A 16,200-nucleotide genomic window follows, 5' to 3' on the forward strand; every position below is an offset into this window, starting at 1 on the left:
CCCGAACACCCCAGCGGATGCGGGGCGCGTCAGATCTCGACGCGTCCCGCATCCACCCGCCGGAGAGGTATCCCGCATGACCCGCTCGTCGCTGCTCGCGCTCGTCGTGAAGATCGTCCTGCTCGCGTTCATCGACGCGGTGGCCGTCTACGCGGCCTTCTTCGTCCTGCTGCAGGGCAACCTGGTCGCGACGGTCGCCATCCTCGTCGTGACGGCGCTCATCAACGTCGTCTACCTGGCGCGGCGGCGGTTCCTCCCCGCGAAGTACCTCACTCCGGGCCTGCTCTTCCTCGCGGTGTTCCAGATCTTCGTGCTGCTCTACACCGGCTATGTCGGCTTCACGAACTACGGCACCGGGCACAACGGCTCGAAGGAGCAGGCGGTCTCGTCGCTTCTCGCCTCGTCGCTCGTGCGGGTCGAGGATTCGCCCACCTATCCGGTGACCGTCGTCGACCGGCTCGGGCAGCTCGGGCTGCTCATCACCGACCCGGAGGACGACACCGCGTACGTCGGCACCGCCGACGAACCGCTGACCGAAGTGGATGCCGAGTTCGAGAACGGCAAGGCTGTCTCGACCGCGGGCTGGACGAGCCTCACCTTCCAACAGGTGATCGCGCGCACCGCCGAGATCACCGAGCTCGCCGTGCCCTTCTCCGACGATCCGAACGACGGGGCGCTCCGCACGCCCGACGGCTCGAGCGCCTACCGTTACCTCTCCACGCTCGAGTACGACGAGTCGGCGGGCACGATGACCGACGATCGCGGTGTGGTCTACTCCGACATCGGCACGGGCGCCTTCGTCGCGGAGAACGGGGAGGAGTTGCGCCCGGGCTGGCAGATCACCGTCGGGGGCGACAACTTCGTGCGAGCCCTCACCGAGTCGTCGATCCGCGGGCCGTTGCTCTACGTGACGGCGTGGACCTTCGCGTTCGCGATCGGCTCGGTCGTGCTCTGCTTCGCGCTCGGGTTGCTGCTCGCGCTGACCTTCGAGCATGCCCGCATGCGCGGGGTGCGGTACTACCGGCTGCTGATGATCCTCCCGTACGCGTTCCCGGCGTTCCTGTCGATCCTGGTCTGGGGCGGCATGATGAACGAGAGCTTCGGGTTCCTCAACCAAGTGGTCTTCGGGGGCGCCGACATCCCCTGGCTCTCCGATCCGACGCTCGCCAAGGTGAGCGTGCTGCTGGTGAACCTCTGGCTCGGATTCCCCTACATGTTCCTCATCTGCACCGGGGCGCTGCAGGCGATCCCGGGGGAGCTCACCGAGGCGGCGAGAGTCGACGGCGCTCGCGGGTGGAACCTCTTCCGGCATATCAAGCTGCCGCTGTTGCTCTCCACGACGGCGCCGGTGCTGATCGCGTCGTTCGCGTTCAACTTCAACAACTTCAACCTCGTCTACCTGCTCAACAACGGCGGGCCCCGTGACACGACGACCAGCCTCCCGGTCGGCCACACCGACCTGCTCATCTCGATGGTCTACAAGGTCGCCTTCACCGGGCAGAACCGCGACTACGGCCTGGCGAGCGCGTTCTCGATCCTGATCTTCGTGATCGTCGCCGGCATCGCGATCTTCAGCTTCAGCCGCACCCGGGCCTTGGAGGACATCCAGCGATGACGACGACAGCCCCCGCCCCTGTGCAGAAGAAGCTCCCGCGACGCAGCCTCGTCGCCTGGCTCGCCGACACCGGATGGCGCCACCTCGTCGCGATCGCCGTGTCGATCTTCGCCGTCTTCCCGCTGCTGTTCGTGATCTCCTCGGCGCTCAACCCCAACGGCACACTCACCGGCTCGAACGCGCTGTTCTCGAAGTTCGGCCCCGACAGCTTCATCCGCATCCTCACCGGCAATCAGACGCCCTACCTGCTCTGGTTCGGCAACTCGGTCTTCATCGCCGCCGTCACGGCGGTCGCCTCGACCCTCATGGCGGCGCTTGCCGCCTACGCCTTCTCGCGGATGCGATTCACCGGTCGCCGGTTCGGGCTCATCACGATCGTCGTCATCCAGATGTTCCCGCAGCTGCTGGGCGCGGTCGCGATCTTCCTCATGATGACCGCGATCGGCGACATCTTCCCGGTGCTGGGCCTGAGCTCGCGACTCGGGCTGATCATGGTCTACCTCGGCGGCGCGCTGGGCGTGAACACCTACCTGATGTACGGGTTCTTCAACACGGTGCCGGTCGAGATCGACGAGGCCGCGAAGATCGACGGCGCGGGGCACGCGCGCATCTTCTTCTCGATCATCCTGCGGCTCGTCGCCCCGATCCTCGCGGTCGTCGCGCTGCTGTCGGTGATCGCCTCGTTCAGCGAGTACCTGATCGCGAGCGTGCTGCTCATCGATCCCGAGAGCCAGACCCTCGCCGTGGGGCTCGTCAAGCTGGTCTCCAACCCGCGCTACGCCGACTGGAGCGCCTTCTCGGCGGGGGCGATCATGGCGGCGATCCCCGTCGTGCTGCTGTTCCTCGCGCTGCAGCGCTACATCGTCGGCGGGCTCACCGCCGGTGCGGTGAAGTGACGTCTCGGAAACATCCGACGGGTAGCGTGCACGCGTGACCGAACCACATCACGATGGCTCGAGCCTCTACGTCTCCGACCCGAACCCTTCGCTCGGCGACGTGGTGCGGGTTCGAGTGCGGGTCCCCGAGGGGTGGGGCGCGACTCGGATTCGGGTTCGGGTGCGCCCCGACGGCGAGCCGTTCTACGTCGAAGCCGTCCGGCCACACGCGCAGTCGCATCCCGAGTGGTGGGAGGCACCGGTCACCGTCGAGAACCCCGAACACCCGTACCGCTTCCGTCTCGACCGTGGCGATGGCACCGCGCACTGGCTGAACGCGCGCGGGCTGCACCGCCTCGACCCCCGGGATGCCGACGACTTCCGCATCGTCGCGGGCAACGTGCCTCCTGCCTGGTCGGCGGGTTCGGTCATGTACCAGGTCTTCCCCGACCGGTTCGCCCGTTCCGCGGCGGCCGACGGGCGTGAACTGCCCGACTGGACGGAACCCGCGGCGTGGGGCGACCCCATCGAGCCCGACCGTCGGCGCATCGCCCTGCAGTTCTATGGCGGCGACCTGGCCGGCATCGAGGAGCGGCTCGACCACATCCAGGGTCTCGGCGTCGACATCCTCTACCTGACTCCGGTGTTCCCGGCCCGGTCGAACCACCGCTACGACGCCTACTCGTTCGACCGCGTCGACCCGCTGCTCGGCGGCGACGAGGCGTTCGTCTCGCTCGTCGAGGCGGCGCACTCCCGCGGGATGCGCGTCATCGGCGACCTGACGACGAACCACTGCGGTGACGCGCACGAGTGGTTCCAGGCCGCCCACGGCAATCCGGGTGCCCCCGAGAGCGAGTTCTTCTACTGGCTCGACGACGCGCAGCACAGCTACGTGTCATGGCTCGGAGTGCCGAGCCTGCCGAAGCTCAACTGGAACTCGATCGAGTTGCGCCGCCGCTTCATCGAGGGCCCCGACTCGGTCGTCGCGAGGTGGCTCCAGCCGCCGTACTCGCTCGACGGCTGGCGCATCGACGTCGCCAACATGACCGGGAGGTACGGCGCCGACGACCTCAACTCCGAGGTGCGGCGCATCATCCGTCGCACGATGACCGAGGTGAATCCCGACACGCTGCTGCTCGGGGAGTTCACCGGGGATGCGGCCGCCGACTTCGTCGGCGACGCGTGGCACGGCGCGATGACCTACGCCAACTTCACCCGACCGGTCTGGAACTGGCTGCGCACCCCGGGTAGCGGCGCGGGTGGCGGCCTGTCGATGATCGTGGGGGAGACGCAAGACTGGGACGGCACCGACGTCGTCGCGTCGCACCGCGAGTTCGCCGCCGGTTTCCCGTGGCGGGTGCGCACCCGGAACATGAACGCCCTCGACACCCACGACATCCCGCGCTTCGTGAACGACGCCCGACCCGGCACGGTGCCCGTCGCTGTCGGGCTCGCGATGACGCTGCCCGGGCTGCCCGTGATCTGGCAGGGCGACGAGTTCGGCCTCACCGGCTCCGATGGAGAGCACTCCCGCACGCCCCTTCCCTGGGACGAGCTGGATGCCGCCGCCGACCGCATCGCGCTCTACCAGCGCCTCGCGGGGTTGCGGTCCGAGCATCCTGCACTCGCCGACGGGGGCCTGCGCTGGCTGTACGTCTCGGCGGAGCTGATCGCGTTCGCCCGCGAGTCGGTCGACGAAGTGCTGGTCGTCGTCGCGGCGCGTTCCGCGACCTCGGCCGACCTCGGGCTGGGCGTCGCCGGCATGATCGTGGCCGAAGGGTCGATCTCGGTCGCTGACGGCGTCGTCACCACCGGGGGCGCCGCGTTCGGTGTCTGGTCGCTCGGCCGCGCCGACGCCCCCGCCTGGTCGGCCTCCTCGTGACGGCCGGTGCGGAGTTCGACCGCCGCAGCACCGCACTCGCCGAGGTCGCCCGAACCCGCGACGGCTTCGCAGGTCTCGTGCTGTTGGGCTCGGCTTCGCCCGCGGCCGCGCATCGCCGCGACGAGTGGTCGGACCACGACTTCTTCATGCTCGCCCACCCCGGCGCCGAGGATGCGGTGCGCGACGTCGTGGCATGGCTGCCCGACCCCGACCGGCTGGTACTGGTCGCCCGCGAGGGCGAGATCGGCTTCGCCGCGGTCTACGACGACGGGCACGTGTTCGAGTTCGCCGCCGCGACCGCCGAGGAACTCGGGGGTGCGCTGGCCACGGAGGACGTCGACATCCCGGTCGACGACGGCCCGGCCGCGACCCTGATCGCCGCCTCGCAGGCGCGGGTGCGCGCGGCGCCACCCGCCGACCCGGCCAACGACGCACGGCTCGTGCTCGTGAAACTGCTGATCGGTGTCGGACGCGATCGGCGCGGAGAGTCGCTCGTCGCCGGACAGTTCGTGCACGTCTTCGCGGTCACCCACCTCGCGCGGGCCGTTCGGGCTCGCATCCCCGTCGAGGCGTCGGTGCGCGACGGGATCGACCCGCTGCGCCGGTTCGAGCGCGACTATCCCGAACTCGGCGCGAAGCTGCGCACGGTGCTCGGGGCGCCGATCGAGGATGCCGCCCGCGGGCTGTTCGGGCTGTTGCGCGACACGCTCGAGCCGGGCTGGGATGCCTTCCCGAGCCGGGCCGCGGATGTCGTCGCGACCCGGCTCGGCTGGTCGGCTTAGCGCCCCGCGGCGTCGATGATGTCGGCGGTCGCCTGGGGCTGCGACAGGAACGGCGAGTGGCCGGTGTCGAGCCGGTGCACCGTCGAGCCGGCGCGACCCGAGAGCGCCTCCTGCGCGAACAGCGGGAAGACCGCGTCGCGCTCGGTGATGAGGTAGCTCGACGGGATGGTCTGCCAGGCCACCTCCGTCACAATGTCGCTGAACGGCTTCGTCGCCTGGGAGATCAGGCGAGCGGCGTTGGCGTGGGCGACGTCGTCGGGCAGGTCGTTGAAGAACAGGCCCTCCGCCGGTTCGGCCGGGTTGCCGGCGGTGGTGAGGGCACCATCGACCATCCACCAGGTCGGGGGCACTCCGCCGACGGCACCCAGCAACGACTCGCCCGCGTCGAGGGCGAACGCGGCGATGTAGACGATGTGCGCGACGTTCGAGGCCCCCGCGAGCCCCTGGGTGGTGGGCACCCCGCCGTAGGAGTGGGCCACGACCACGACGGGGCCGGCGATCGCGTCCACGGCATCCCGAACCGCCTTCGCATCGTCGAGCATGCCGAGCTCGGCCTTGTTCGGCGCGTGCACCGTCGGCAGGTCGATCGCGACGACGGTGCGGCCCTTCGCCTCGAGCAGCGGGCGGACCGCATCCCAGCACCAGGCACCGTGCCAGGCGCCGTGCACGAGCAAAATGGTCGGGTTCGACATGTTCTCCTCCTTGAGTGGGTTGTCGTTCGAGGGCAGGATAGGCAGCGCCCGAGATGCCGGTCTCTGGCCGGGAGCGAGAATCGATGACGATGAGCGAAGCTGCCGCTGCCCCCGTGCACGCCCGCACGAGCGACGTGCCCGAGGCGGAGCGCTTCGACTACTTCCGGGATGCCCTGAGCGACGTGTACCTCGGCATCCGCACCGAATGGTCGGGGACGGGTGTCTTCGATGCCGCGTTCGACTCCTACCCGGTCGACGGCGACGTGCTCGCCCACATGTGGGCGCCGGGGCACGTCGGTCGCCGCGGCTCGGCGCTCGTGAAGCAGCGCCCCGACGAAGCCGTCTACCTGAACCTCAGCACATCGGGCGATCACACCGTGAGCCACCTCGATCGTGCCTGGCAGCTCGGCCGCGGGATGCCGATCCTGCTCGACAGCGAGTCGCCCTTCGTCGTCGACTTCGCCGACCGGGCCCGCTTCCGCCTGTACTCGCTGCGCATCGAGAAGCGCCCCGGATTCGAGCCGACCCGCCGCGACGTGCTGCGCATCAACGAGCAGCTCACGCGCACGACATCCGGTCGAGCCCTCGCGACGCAAGCCCGGCTGATGTGCGCCGAGATCGAGGCGGGCCGCCCGGAGGTCGCTGCGGCGATGGCCGCGCCGGTGCGCGCCTTGCTGCGAGTGCTCGCCGGCTCCCCGGACGACCCCGAAACCCGTCTCGACGAGTTCAAAGCCGTCGCCCGGGCCCGGCTGACCGCGCCCGACCTCCGGGCGGACGAGGTGGCTGCCGCGTTCGGGCTCACCGGCCGCACGGTGCAGTCGGCGTTCCAGGTCGCGGGCGAGACGTTCGGCGCCTGGCTGCTCGCCGAGCGACTCGATCTCGCATGCGAGCGACTCGTCTCACCGGCCTGGCGGCGACGTGGTGTCGCTGCGATCGCCGCGGCGTGCGGGTTCCGCGATCCGACCCACTTCCACCGGGCGTTCCGCACGCGATTCGGAATGACGCCAGGCGAGCTGCGCGCCGGGCGGTAGCGCGTCATCCGGTCGAACCCCGGTCGCCCGGATGCTAAAGTCTCCTGGTGCCTCGGCAAGTTCGAGGCGTGCCCCGATAGCTCAGTGGTAGAGCACTTCCATGGTAAGGAAGGGGTCGTCAGTTCAATCCTGACTCGGGGCTCGGCGCTTCCGTCGGTGCTCCGTGCGGCGGGGGAAGCTGCCCTTGGCTGAGTAGCTCAGTTGGTTAGAGCGCACGACTCATAATCGTGAGGTCGCGGGATCGTGCCCCGCCTCAGCTACCGAAGCGAGTTCTCGCCACGCTCAGGATTCGACGGTCGCTGCCGGTTCGACGACCGCCGCGGACTCATCGGCCACGACGCGCTCGACGTCCGATCGTCGGCCGCGGAGCCTCGATCGGCGGATCAGGCTGATCGCGATCGTGCCGACGATCATCGCCGCGCCGCCGATCCCGATCAACGTGCGCACGTCGAAGCCACCGTCGGGATCGAAGAGGACGGCCCAGATCGCGACGAGGGTCGCTCCCACCGTGAGAAGGAGGACGACGAGGGCCGTCCCCGCTCGTCGGCGAGAGTGGCCGAACACCATCACGGCACCCGCGATATCGACGACGAACACGAGAAGCAGGAGGGTGTAGAGCACGGTCACCCCGATCCCGATGGAGCGCTCGCGTCGCAGTCGCGCGATCGCGGCGAACCCGTAGATCGACGTCGAGAGCAGCAGCAGATAGGTGAGTATCGTGCCGGCGATGACGATCGGAACCACGAAGGGGAGGAGGAAGATTCCGATCGCGCGGAGGCTCAGGGCGAGGACGCCGACAGCGACGAGAAGCAGCAGGGCAAAGTTGATGAGATAGAACGGGATCGCGGCGAGCTTGACGAGGAGGACGCCGGATGCCAGTTCTCGAGTTCTGCCTGACCGGATCTTCTTGACGCTGTCGACGATGACGAGGACCGTCACGATGAGCAGTGCGAGGTTCCACACCGCCACGGCCGCGATCAGGATGTACAGGATCACCTCGGGCCCCGAGGACTCCGACAGGACGGGTGACGCCCAGACCAAGGCGACCGGGATGGCGACGTAGCCGATCGCGCCGAGGATCATCACGCCGGCCTGAACAAATCTCATAGAGCACAACGTAGGGGACGAGCGGGGCGCGGACAGTGGAGGCAGCCCCCGGATCCGCGTCAGAGTTCGACGGTGTTCGGGGGCAGCCCTCGGCTCAGTACCTCAGGTGATCAGAGCGCACTACTCACAATCGTGAGGTTCCGATCAGCACGAAGTCAGGTCGAACACCGATTGGGTGAGTCGGTCGGGTCCGCCGACGAGGGTGACCTGGGTGACGCCGATGGTGGTGAGTTCGGCCAGCACGGCGGCGGGGACGCAGCTGGTGGGTGCCAGGAACAGTGGTGCTTTGATCTGTCCGGCGAGGGCGGATGCGGCGAGTGCGTCGGGGAAGGCGAGTCCGGTGGCGATGATCGCGCGGCGGGCGCTGTCGGCGCCGAAGACGGCGTGGTTGATCTCGTAGGCGGTGCCGAAGCGGTCCGCGCCGGTGAGTCGGGTCGCGCCGAGCTGGGTGACGATCCCGTCGGAGACCATGTTCGATCCGCCGACGACGGTGATGTTGACGGCGCCGAGGTCGGCCAGCACGTCGAGGGTGGCTTGGTCGACGGTCGGCTGGGTGCCGTTGACGAGGATCACCGGGGCGCCGAAGCTGGCGCCGGCGGCGCCGGCGGCGAGGGCGTCGGGGAAATTGAGGCCGGTGGCGATGTAGACGTCGGTGGCGCCGCCGCCGTTCGCCGCGGTGTCGAAGGCGTCGATCGCGATGTTGCGGGAGGTCTCGAACCGGTTGGCGCCCGAGATGCGGTCGGTGGGCGCGATCGTGTTCAGGTCGGCGAGGATCGCGGCGGAGACGCGGTCGGTGCCGCCGACGACGACGATGCGAGCCGGGTCGAGACGCACGATCTCGGCGCGCACCGCGGCCGGCATCGTCACGGGGTCGGTCAGCAGCACGGGGCCGTTCAAGTGCGCCGCCGCCGGCCCGGCGGCGAGGGCGTCGGGGAAGGCGAGACCGGTCGAGACGTAGACGACCTCAGCGCCGCCCGGGAAGCCCTCCTGCGAGATCTCCACCCCCGTGCCGTACCGGTTCGTTCCCGTGAGCCGGATCACCGGATCCGCGACCAGCCACATCTCGTTGGCGTACTGGCTCACGAGCAGACCGTTTCCGGTGGGCATCGCGGCGATGTGAAACGGGGAGGTCAGCGCGACATAGTCCTGGGTTCCGGTCGCCAGATCGATGCGGGAGATCCCGTCCCCGTCACCAGGGTTGTCGTAGAGCATGGCGTAGAGGGTCGCGCCGTCAGGCGAGATGTCGACGTGTGCCGTGATGACCGAGGTGGTGATCGTGTCGATCGCCGCCAGGTCGGTCGGGTCGGAGGTATCGAGCTCGACGATGCTCGTGGAGTAGGTGGAGACATAGCCGCGCGAGCCGTCGGGGGTGAGGCCTATCGTGGTCGGCTGCCCGCCGACGGCGATCGAGTCGAGCAGGGCGTGCGTGGAGGCGTCGAAGGCGATGACCGATCCGCCGTAGTCGACGACCCAGAACACCGCTCCGTCGGGGCTCAGTTCGATCTCTTGAGGGTTGCTCAGTCCCGTTATCGTGGTATCGACCGTGCGGGTCGCCACGTCGACGATCGAGATGGAACTGGCGCCGTAGTTGGTGATCCACACCTTGCTGCCGTCGGCGGTGAAGGCCCCGTCGAACGGGAAGTTGGCAGTGACGACCGGGGCACCGAGGGTGGTGTTCGTCGCGGGGTCGAAGAATTGGATCTCGTCGCTGCTGAGGCTCGTGGCGAGACCGACCGATCCGTCAGGTGACAAGACCGTATTCGTCGGATCGGTACCGACCCCGAACGTCGTGATCGTGCTGAACGTGATCAGGTCGACGACGGTGACCGAGTCGTTGTTCCGGTTCGCCAAGTAGGCAGTCGTGCCGTCGGCAGAGACCGTGAGCCCGGCCCAACCGGAGAGCGTCGCATAGTCCTCGATCGGCTCGAACGCAACGGCCGACAGCGGGGCGAGCAGGACGGCGCCGACGGCGAGCGTCACGGGTGCGGTGATGCGGGTGATCACTCGGGTGCGACGGGTAGGCCGAGACATTGATGACTCCTGATCGGTACGGGCGGCGACGGTCGTTGCGAACCTAGCGCAGCAAGGTGGCCCCGTAAACTTAGCGTTGTTCAGCAACTCCGCCGGGAGCCGTCACGACCTGTTCCGCGAGGTATCGTCGGCGCCGTCGCTTCCGTCAGGTGTAGATCGCCCCGCTGGGGTAATCGGCGCTCGCCACGCGGCGCCCCTCGACGCTGTCGGGCGTGAGTCGCATGAAGACGCGTTTCGATCCCGCCGCCCAGCTCACCAGCTCGAGCGCTCCGGACCCGACGATCTCGGCCTGATCGGTCAGCATGTCGATGCGGCCGCGGATGACGATGCTCCAGTGCCCGTCGTCGTCGGCGCTCTGGGCACCGAATGCGGCGTGCGGCTGCACCTCGAGGGCGGCCACCTTGGTGCCGGGCGCGCTCCGGAACAGGAGGGTGCGGCCGTCGACGAGGTAGTTCACGGGGAACAGGTCGGGTCGGCCGGCGGCCGCGGTCGCGAGCATCCCCACCCCCGAGCGGCGCAGAAGATTCCAGCACTCGTCGGTGCTCACCCGGCTGATCACAGGGGGGTTCTCATCCATGCGGCCAGGTTCGTCGCCGCGACGACCGCCCCCCAGAGTCGAAGGTCCCACCGTCCCGGGCACGGTCAGGGTGCGCGCCGACGTAGTCTCGTTCCCTGCCACCCGTTCCCTGTCGCCAGGAGGCCATCGCGATGCCGCACCAGCCCGACACCATCGTCGAGTACCCCGCGGGGGCGCTGTCGTCGCGGGGGACCGTGCTGGCGACGCTGCCGCTCCCGGAGGGGCTCGGCGTGGTACTCGACCGCACCGCCGTGCACGCCGTCGACGCCGGGTGGCCCGACCAGCCCGCCGACCGCGGGCTTCTCGCCGCGCATCCGATCCGTGACGCGATCGTCGGCGCGATCGACGGTGCGGCCGACGGCGGCGACATCCTGATCGGCCGCGACATCCCGGTGCGCACGGGTGCCGACGGCTGGTCGTTCGTCGTCGTGCACGTGCTCGACCCCGATGCCGCCGTGCAGGTCGGCGACGACGTCGAGGTGACCGTCGACGCGAGGTACCGCCGTGCCCTCTCGGCCGGGCACACCGCGTGCCACCTCGCGTCGCTCGCCCTCGACGCCGCGCTCGCGGCCGCGTGGACGAAGGAGGTGCCCGCCGACGCTCTCGGCGCCCCCGGCTTCGACGCGCTCGCCTGTGCGTCGTCGCGCATCCACGAGTTCGGCTCGACCGACGTGTACCGGGTCGGAAAGTCACTGCGCAAGCGGGGCTTCGACGCAGCGTCCCTCGACCAGCTCGACGCGGTCGAGGATGCCGCCAACGCCCGGCTCGCCGAATGGGTCGCGACCGGCGCCGGCATCCGCATCGATCGCGACGGTGACGGCCTCGGCGACCGTCGCCGCTGGGTGTGCGAGCTGCCCGGCGGCGACGCCGTCATCCCCTGCGGGGGAACCCATCTCACCTCCCTCGGCGAGCTCGCCGCCGTGCGGGTCGAGCTGGCGCGGGAGGATGTCGAGGGCGGTATCGCGCTCACGATGACCACCACCGCGACCCCCGCCGCGCAGGCCTAGGGTCGTCGAGTGGGTTCCGTACGGTATGTCGCAATCGGCGACTCGTTCACCGAAGGCGTCGGCGACGAGCCCGAGCCCGGCGTCGTGCGCGGTTGGGCCGACCTGGTCGCGCAGGGCTGGGCGGATGCCACGCGCGGCCCGATCGAGTACGCCAACCTGGCGATTCGCGGCAAACTCGCCCGGCCGATCATCGACGAGCAGCTCGAGCCTGCCCTTGCCCTGCGTCCGACGCACCTGTCGTTCAACGGCGGCGGCAACGACATGCTGCGGCCGCGCACGCCGCTCGCCGACATCGCGGACGCCTTCGAGCACGTGCTGCGGCGCTGCGACGAAGAAGGCGTGACGTTCATCCTGCTGAGCGGAGCCAACCCGTCGCGGCAGCTGCCGCTCGGGGGGCTCGTGCAGCGCCGCGGCGACGAGCTGTCGCGCATCGTCGAGGGCCGGTTCGCCGGTCGGGATGACGTCATCCGCGCCCTCAACTGGCCCGACCGCGAACTCGCCGGTCCCGACTTCTGGGCGCCCGACCGCCTGCACCTCAACTCACGGGGCCATCATCGGGTCGCCGCCCGGGTGCTCACCGCACTGGGGCTCGAGCCGCCGGCGGAGTGGTGGGACTACACCGAGCTTCCGGCGCCCGAACGGCTGGGTCGCGCCGAGTACCTCCGCGAGCATCTCGCCCCGTGGGTGCGCCGCCGCCTCGCGGGCACCTCGTCGGGCGACGGCCGGGAACCGAAGTACCCGCGGTTCACGACGGTTCTGCCGACGCTGGCGGGCTGACCGCCTCGGCGGAGAGCGCCGCGAGGTCGTCGACGAGACCTGCGAGGCCGGCCGCACGTTCCTCGGGGTCGACGGTGGCGCGCGCGCTCGGGTCGTGGCGGGCGGTCGTGATCTCCTCGAGGGCGCTCTGCCGCGCCTCACCGACGAGCTGCAACACGGCATCCTCATCGGTCGCGATCTCCCGCAGGCGGGTCGCGATTCTCCGCAGGATCCGGATGCGGCGCTTCAGCACCGGGGCATCGCGCGCGCGGTAGTCGTCGGGAGTGAGAGCCCGGCCGCGCTTCTTCTTGGTGTCGGCCCGCACCCGCTCGAGGCGTGTCGCGTCGGCCTCGTTCTCGCCCGCGAGCAGCTCGAATTCCCGAGCGACCGCATCGCGCCACCACTGTTCGTCGAAGTCGGCGTGCTCGCGCAGGGCCCGCACGATCAGCAGATTCTTCACCGCGATGCGCACCGCCGCGGTCGCGAGCAGCACGGCATCCGTGACCACATCCGACTTGCGCGAGCGGGCCGAGAACACGCCCTCACCGCGCGCGCCTCGCCGTCCTGTCGCCACGGCCCCGATCCTACGGGCGTCGTATGCTCGCCCCATGAGCGCACCAGGGACGAGTGCCCCCGCCGGCTGGTACCCCGACTCCGCGAACCCCGGACGCGGCCGCTACTGGAACGGGATCGCCTGGACCGACCTGTACCACACGCCCGGGCAGCCGTTCCCGGCGGGCGCCGAACCGAAGGCCCCTCCCGGCACCGACGGCACCACGGTGTGGATCTGGCTGGTGGTGTTCGTGCCGTTGCTGCCGATGCTCATGCTGCTGTTCGTGCCATGGGGGTCGATGTTCGACATCGACCTCACCGGGCGGTACCCCGGCATGATGGGCATGTCCGACCTCTTCCTCTCGCCCTTCTATTGGGGAGCGGCGGTGTTGTCGTGGGTGGTCTATGGGCTCTCCGTCTTCTTCGCCTATCGCGACGTCAAGGAACTCACCGCCCGGGGTGTTCCGCGGCCCTTCCATTGGGCGTTCGCGTTTCTCAGCAGCCTGGTCTACGCCATCGGCCGGTCGGTGGTCGTGGCTCGCCGCACGGGTAAGGGGTACGCGCCGATCTGGGTCGAGGCGGGCGTGGTGCTGCTCAACTTCGTCATTCTGGGCGTGATCTTCGCGGCGATGTTCAGCGGAATGGCCGAGCTCTTCGACTCGCTCCGCTCATACCGGTGACCGCGACGACGATCGACGAGTACCTCGCGGGGTACGACGGCGAGGTGCGTGACCGGCTCGAACGGGTGCGGGCCGCCATCCACTCGGTGCTGCCCGACGCCGAGGAGTCGATCAAGTACGGGATGCCGGCCGTCACGATCCGCGGTCGGCACCACCTCTACTTCGCGGCGTGGAAGAAGCACATCGGGTTCTACCCGGTTTACCGCTCCGACGATCCGATCGAGACCGAGATCGCGCCCTACCGCGACGCGAAGGACACCCTGCAGTTCCCGTACACCCAGGAACAGCCTGATGACCTCATCGCGCGGGTGACCGCACACCTCGCCGGTGTCGGTGGTGCTGCGTAGAGTTGCGGTAGCGCGACACGCCGAAATCACTACATGTAGGGGAATGACATTCGTGTGATTCCGGTTATATAGTGGTGATTCACGCGGTGGTCACCGACCCCGCGGGGGAAAAGAAGACTTGAGGAGGTTCCCATGAACGACGTCGACACCGTGGGTGGCTACTCCGTTCCGGTCGACCCGATGGACGACCTGCAGTGCGAGAGCTGCCAGTAACGGCATCACAGCCTTCGAGGCCTCGGCAGACTTGAGTCGCCGGGGTCTCGATCATTTAACGGCTGATGCCGAGTCGGTAGGCTCGACCTCGTGCCGGTGAACGCAAGCGTCGAAGGGCGGGTCTACCCGCCGACCGACCCCTATCTCGTCGGGCGGGAGAAGGTGCGCGAGTTCGCCCGCGCCGTCTTCGCCGGCCATCCGACCCATTCCGATCCGGTCGCCGCGCGCGCGGCGGGATACCCGGATGTCGTCGCCCCGCCGACCTTCCCGATCGTCATCACGGCGGCGACGCTGCAGCAGCTTCTCGACGATCCCGACGCCGGCGTCGACTTCACCCGCGTCGTGCACGGCGACCAGCGGTTCTCGTTCAGCCGCCCGATCGTCGCCGGCGACGAACTCACCGCGACCATGACCATCACGAGCGTCAAGTCGATCGGCGGGCACAGCATGGTGACCGCGGAGTCGGCGATCGCCGACGCGACCGGCGCGCATGTGGTGACCGCCACATCCACCCTCGTCGTGCGGGGTGATGACTGATGGCGTTCGAGGTCGGCGCGGTCGTCGCCGAGGCCAGCTTCCCGCTCACCCGTGACTCGCTCGTGCGCTACGCGGGAGCGTCGGGCGACTTCAACCCCATCCACTACCGCGACGACGTCGCCGCCGAAGTCGGGCTGCCCGGCGTGCTCGCCCACGGGATGCTCACGATGGGCTTCGCGGTGCAGCCCGTCGTCGACTGGCTCGGCGACCCGGGCAAGGTACTCGACTACCAGGTGAAGTTCACCCGTCCCGTCGTCGTCGATCCCGAGACCGGCGCCGTCGTGACCGTCGTCGCGAAGATCGGCGCGATCGAGGAGGATGCCCTGCGCATCGACCTCACCGTCACCTTCGGCGAGCAGACGGTGCTCGGCAAGGCGCAAGTGCGCGTTCTCCCACCTGTCGGATGACCGACCTCGCGAGTCTCACGACGCTCGGGATCGGCGGTCCCGCCGCGCGGCTCGTGCAACCCGCCACGCGCGCCGAGCTGATCGACGAGACCCTCGCCGTCTGGAACTCGCCCGAAGACTGGCTGTTGCTCGGCGGTGGCTCGAACGTCGTCATCGCCGACGACGGCTTCGACGGCGACGTGATCCGCGTCGCGACCCGAGGCATCGGTGTCACCCGAGCGGAGGGATCCCGCCCGGTGCGACTCACCGTCGAGGCGGGGGAGCCGTGGGATGACGTGGTCGTCCACGCGGTCGAGGCCGGCTGGTCGGGCATCGAGGCGCTCTCGGGCATCCCCGGGTCGGCCGGCGCGGCTCCCGTGCAGAACATCGGTGCCTACGGTCAGGAGCTCAGCAGCAGCCTGGTCGCGATCGACTTCCTCGACTTCGACACCGGGAAGCTGGTGCGGGTCGCGGCCGCCGAACTGGGCCTCGGCTACCGCACGAGCGCGCTCAAGCGCGGTCGGCTCGGGCTCGTCGTGTCGCTCGAACTCGCCCTCGCCGACGACCCGTCCTCGAGTTCCGGGCGCGGGCTCAGCCAGCCGATCGCCTACGCGCAGCTCGCGTCGGCGTTGGACGTGCGTATCGGCGATCGCGTCCCGGTCAGCGAGCTGCGCGCGGCGGTGCTCGAGCTGCGCGGAGCGAAGGGGATGCTGTGGGACCCCGCCGATCCGGATTCAGCGAGCGCGGGGTCGTTCTTCACCAACCCGGTCGTGACCGAGCAGTTCGCGCGCGGGCTTCCCGCCGACGCGCCGCGCTGGCCGACCGCTCCCGAGGAGGCCGCGCGGGTGCTGCCGCTGGGGAGCGAGATCCCGCACATCGTGCGCGGTGAGTACCTCGTGAAGCTCAGCGCCGCCTGGCTCATCGAGAAGGCCGGCATCACCCGGGGCTTCGCCCTCCCCGGGTCACGCGCCGCGGTGTCGAGCAAGCACACCCTCGCGATCGTCAACCGCGGTGGGGCGACCGCGGCCGACGTCGTGCAGCTGGCCGGCTACATCCAGACCCGGGTGCTCGCCGAGTTCGGCGTCAACCTGCAGCCCGAGCCGGTGCTCGTCGGAGTCTCGTTGTAGCCC

At 69.5% G+C, this 16,200-nt stretch carries 17 protein-coding genes and 2 tRNA genes; 14 read left to right on the forward strand and 5 right to left on the reverse strand.

Annotated elements, in window-relative coordinates:
- The first annotated feature begins 76 nt into the window (after positions 1-76).
- Genes IE173_RS06680 through IE173_RS06695 form a run of 4 tightly spaced genes read left to right on the forward strand, consistent with a single transcriptional unit; the run spans position 77 to position 5,154 of the window.
- Positions 77-1,615, forward strand: coding sequence for an ABC transporter permease subunit (locus IE173_RS06680; RefSeq protein WP_191282691.1), 1,539 nt, complete (start codon positions 77-79; stop codon positions 1,613-1,615).
- Positions 1,612-2,511: a sugar ABC transporter permease gene (locus tag IE173_RS06685; RefSeq protein ID WP_191282692.1), complete on the forward strand. Its 900-nt coding sequence runs from the start codon at positions 1,612-1,614 to the stop codon at positions 2,509-2,511. Before IE173_RS06680 ends, IE173_RS06685 begins: the two co-directional genes overlap by 4 nt.
- A gap of 34 nt (positions 2,512-2,545) precedes the next feature.
- Positions 2,546-4,372, forward strand: a complete 1,827-nt coding sequence (locus tag IE173_RS06690) for a glycoside hydrolase family 13 protein (protein ID WP_191282693.1) — start codon at positions 2,546-2,548, stop codon at positions 4,370-4,372.
- Entirely contained in the window at positions 4,369-5,154 is a 786-nt protein-coding gene (locus tag IE173_RS06695) for a hypothetical protein (protein WP_191282694.1), read from the forward strand. Before IE173_RS06690 ends, IE173_RS06695 begins: the two co-directional genes overlap by 4 nt.
- Here IE173_RS06695 and IE173_RS06700 read toward each other — a convergent pair.
- On the reverse strand, positions 5,151-5,846 hold the full coding sequence (locus IE173_RS06700; protein ID WP_191282695.1) for an alpha/beta hydrolase: 696 nt from the start codon (positions 5,844-5,846) through the stop codon (positions 5,151-5,153). The genes IE173_RS06695 and IE173_RS06700 overlap by 4 nt on opposite strands.
- A gap of 89 nt (positions 5,847-5,935) precedes the next feature.
- Between IE173_RS06700 and IE173_RS06705 the strand changes: the two genes are divergently transcribed.
- The 3 genes from IE173_RS06705 (at position 5,936) to IE173_RS06715 (ending at position 7,137) form a co-directional block, all read left to right on the forward strand.
- The gene (locus IE173_RS06705) at positions 5,936-6,877 is read left to right on the forward strand and encodes a helix-turn-helix transcriptional regulator (protein WP_191282696.1); all 942 of its coding nucleotides are present in this window, start codon (positions 5,936-5,938) and stop codon (positions 6,875-6,877) included.
- Between the two features lie 70 nt (positions 6,878-6,947).
- A tRNA-Thr gene (locus IE173_RS06710) sits at positions 6,948-7,019 on the forward strand.
- 44 nt (positions 7,020-7,063) lie between these two features.
- Positions 7,064-7,137 (forward strand) — tRNA-Met (locus tag IE173_RS06715).
- A 22-nt stretch (positions 7,138-7,159) separates the two neighbouring features.
- On the opposite strand, the gene IE173_RS06720 is transcribed toward IE173_RS06715, so the two are convergent.
- The 3 genes from IE173_RS06720 to IE173_RS06730 form a co-directional block, all read right to left on the reverse strand.
- Positions 7,160-7,984: a DUF6652 family protein gene (locus tag IE173_RS06720; RefSeq protein ID WP_191282697.1), complete on the reverse strand. Its 825-nt coding sequence runs from the start codon at positions 7,982-7,984 to the stop codon at positions 7,160-7,162.
- Positions 7,985-8,128: 144 nt separating this feature from the next.
- Positions 8,129-10,015 carry a cell wall-binding repeat-containing protein gene (locus IE173_RS06725; protein WP_191282698.1) on the reverse strand — a complete coding sequence of 629 codons (1,887 nt, stop codon included), beginning with the start codon at positions 10,013-10,015 and terminating at the stop codon, positions 8,129-8,131.
- Positions 10,016-10,160: 145 nt separating this feature from the next.
- Positions 10,161-10,592, reverse strand: coding sequence for a pyridoxamine 5'-phosphate oxidase family protein (locus tag IE173_RS06730; RefSeq protein ID WP_191282699.1), 432 nt, complete (start codon positions 10,590-10,592; stop codon positions 10,161-10,163).
- 131 nt (positions 10,593-10,723) lie between these two features.
- On the opposite strand from IE173_RS06730, the gene IE173_RS06735 reads away from it, so the two are divergent.
- Both IE173_RS06735 and IE173_RS06740 read left to right on the forward strand, forming a co-directional pair.
- Positions 10,724-11,599, forward strand: a complete 876-nt coding sequence (locus tag IE173_RS06735; protein WP_191282700.1) for an alanyl-tRNA editing protein — start codon at positions 10,724-10,726, stop codon at positions 11,597-11,599.
- Between the two features lie 9 nt (positions 11,600-11,608).
- Entirely contained in the window at positions 11,609-12,376 is a 768-nt protein-coding gene (locus IE173_RS06740) for an SGNH/GDSL hydrolase family protein (protein WP_191282701.1), read from the forward strand.
- Here IE173_RS06740 and IE173_RS06745 read toward each other — a convergent pair.
- Positions 12,345-12,929, reverse strand: a complete 585-nt coding sequence (locus tag IE173_RS06745) for a hypothetical protein (protein WP_191282702.1) — start codon at positions 12,927-12,929, stop codon at positions 12,345-12,347. The two genes, IE173_RS06740 and IE173_RS06745, sit on opposite strands and share 32 nt — an antisense overlap.
- Positions 12,930-12,963: 34 nt before the next feature.
- Here IE173_RS06745 and IE173_RS06750 point away from each other — a divergent pair, with 34 nt between their 5' ends.
- The 5 genes from IE173_RS06750 to IE173_RS06770 all read left to right on the forward strand — a co-directional run bounded on the left by IE173_RS06750 (position 12,964) and on the right by IE173_RS06770 (position 16,197).
- Complete coding sequence (locus tag IE173_RS06750; RefSeq protein ID WP_191282703.1) at positions 12,964-13,587, forward strand: DUF2510 domain-containing protein; 624 nt, start codon at positions 12,964-12,966, stop codon at positions 13,585-13,587.
- Positions 13,584-13,934 carry an iron chaperone gene (locus IE173_RS06755; protein ID WP_229841952.1) on the forward strand — a complete coding sequence of 117 codons (351 nt, stop codon included), beginning with the start codon at positions 13,584-13,586 and terminating at the stop codon, positions 13,932-13,934. The genes IE173_RS06750 and IE173_RS06755 overlap by 4 nt, the downstream gene beginning before the upstream one ends.
- 303 nt (positions 13,935-14,237) lie before the next feature.
- The gene (locus IE173_RS06760) at positions 14,238-14,684 is read left to right on the forward strand and encodes an FAS1-like dehydratase domain-containing protein (protein ID WP_191282704.1); all 447 of its coding nucleotides are present in this window, start codon (positions 14,238-14,240) and stop codon (positions 14,682-14,684) included.
- Complete coding sequence (locus IE173_RS06765; protein WP_191282705.1) at positions 14,684-15,091, forward strand: MaoC family dehydratase; 408 nt, start codon at positions 14,684-14,686, stop codon at positions 15,089-15,091. The genes IE173_RS06760 and IE173_RS06765 overlap by 1 nt, the downstream gene beginning before the upstream one ends.
- Positions 15,088-16,197 (forward strand): UDP-N-acetylmuramate dehydrogenase, encoded by a 1,110-nt coding sequence (locus IE173_RS06770; RefSeq protein WP_191282706.1) that lies wholly within the window; start codon positions 15,088-15,090, stop codon positions 16,195-16,197. Before IE173_RS06765 ends, IE173_RS06770 begins: the two co-directional genes overlap by 4 nt.
- The last annotated feature ends 3 nt before the right edge of the window (positions 16,198-16,200 follow it).

The sequence above is a fragment of the Pseudolysinimonas yzui genome, assembly GCF_014653215.1.
In the GTDB taxonomy this organism is placed as follows: Bacteria; Actinomycetota; Actinomycetes; order Actinomycetales; family Microbacteriaceae; genus Pseudolysinimonas_A; species Pseudolysinimonas_A yzui.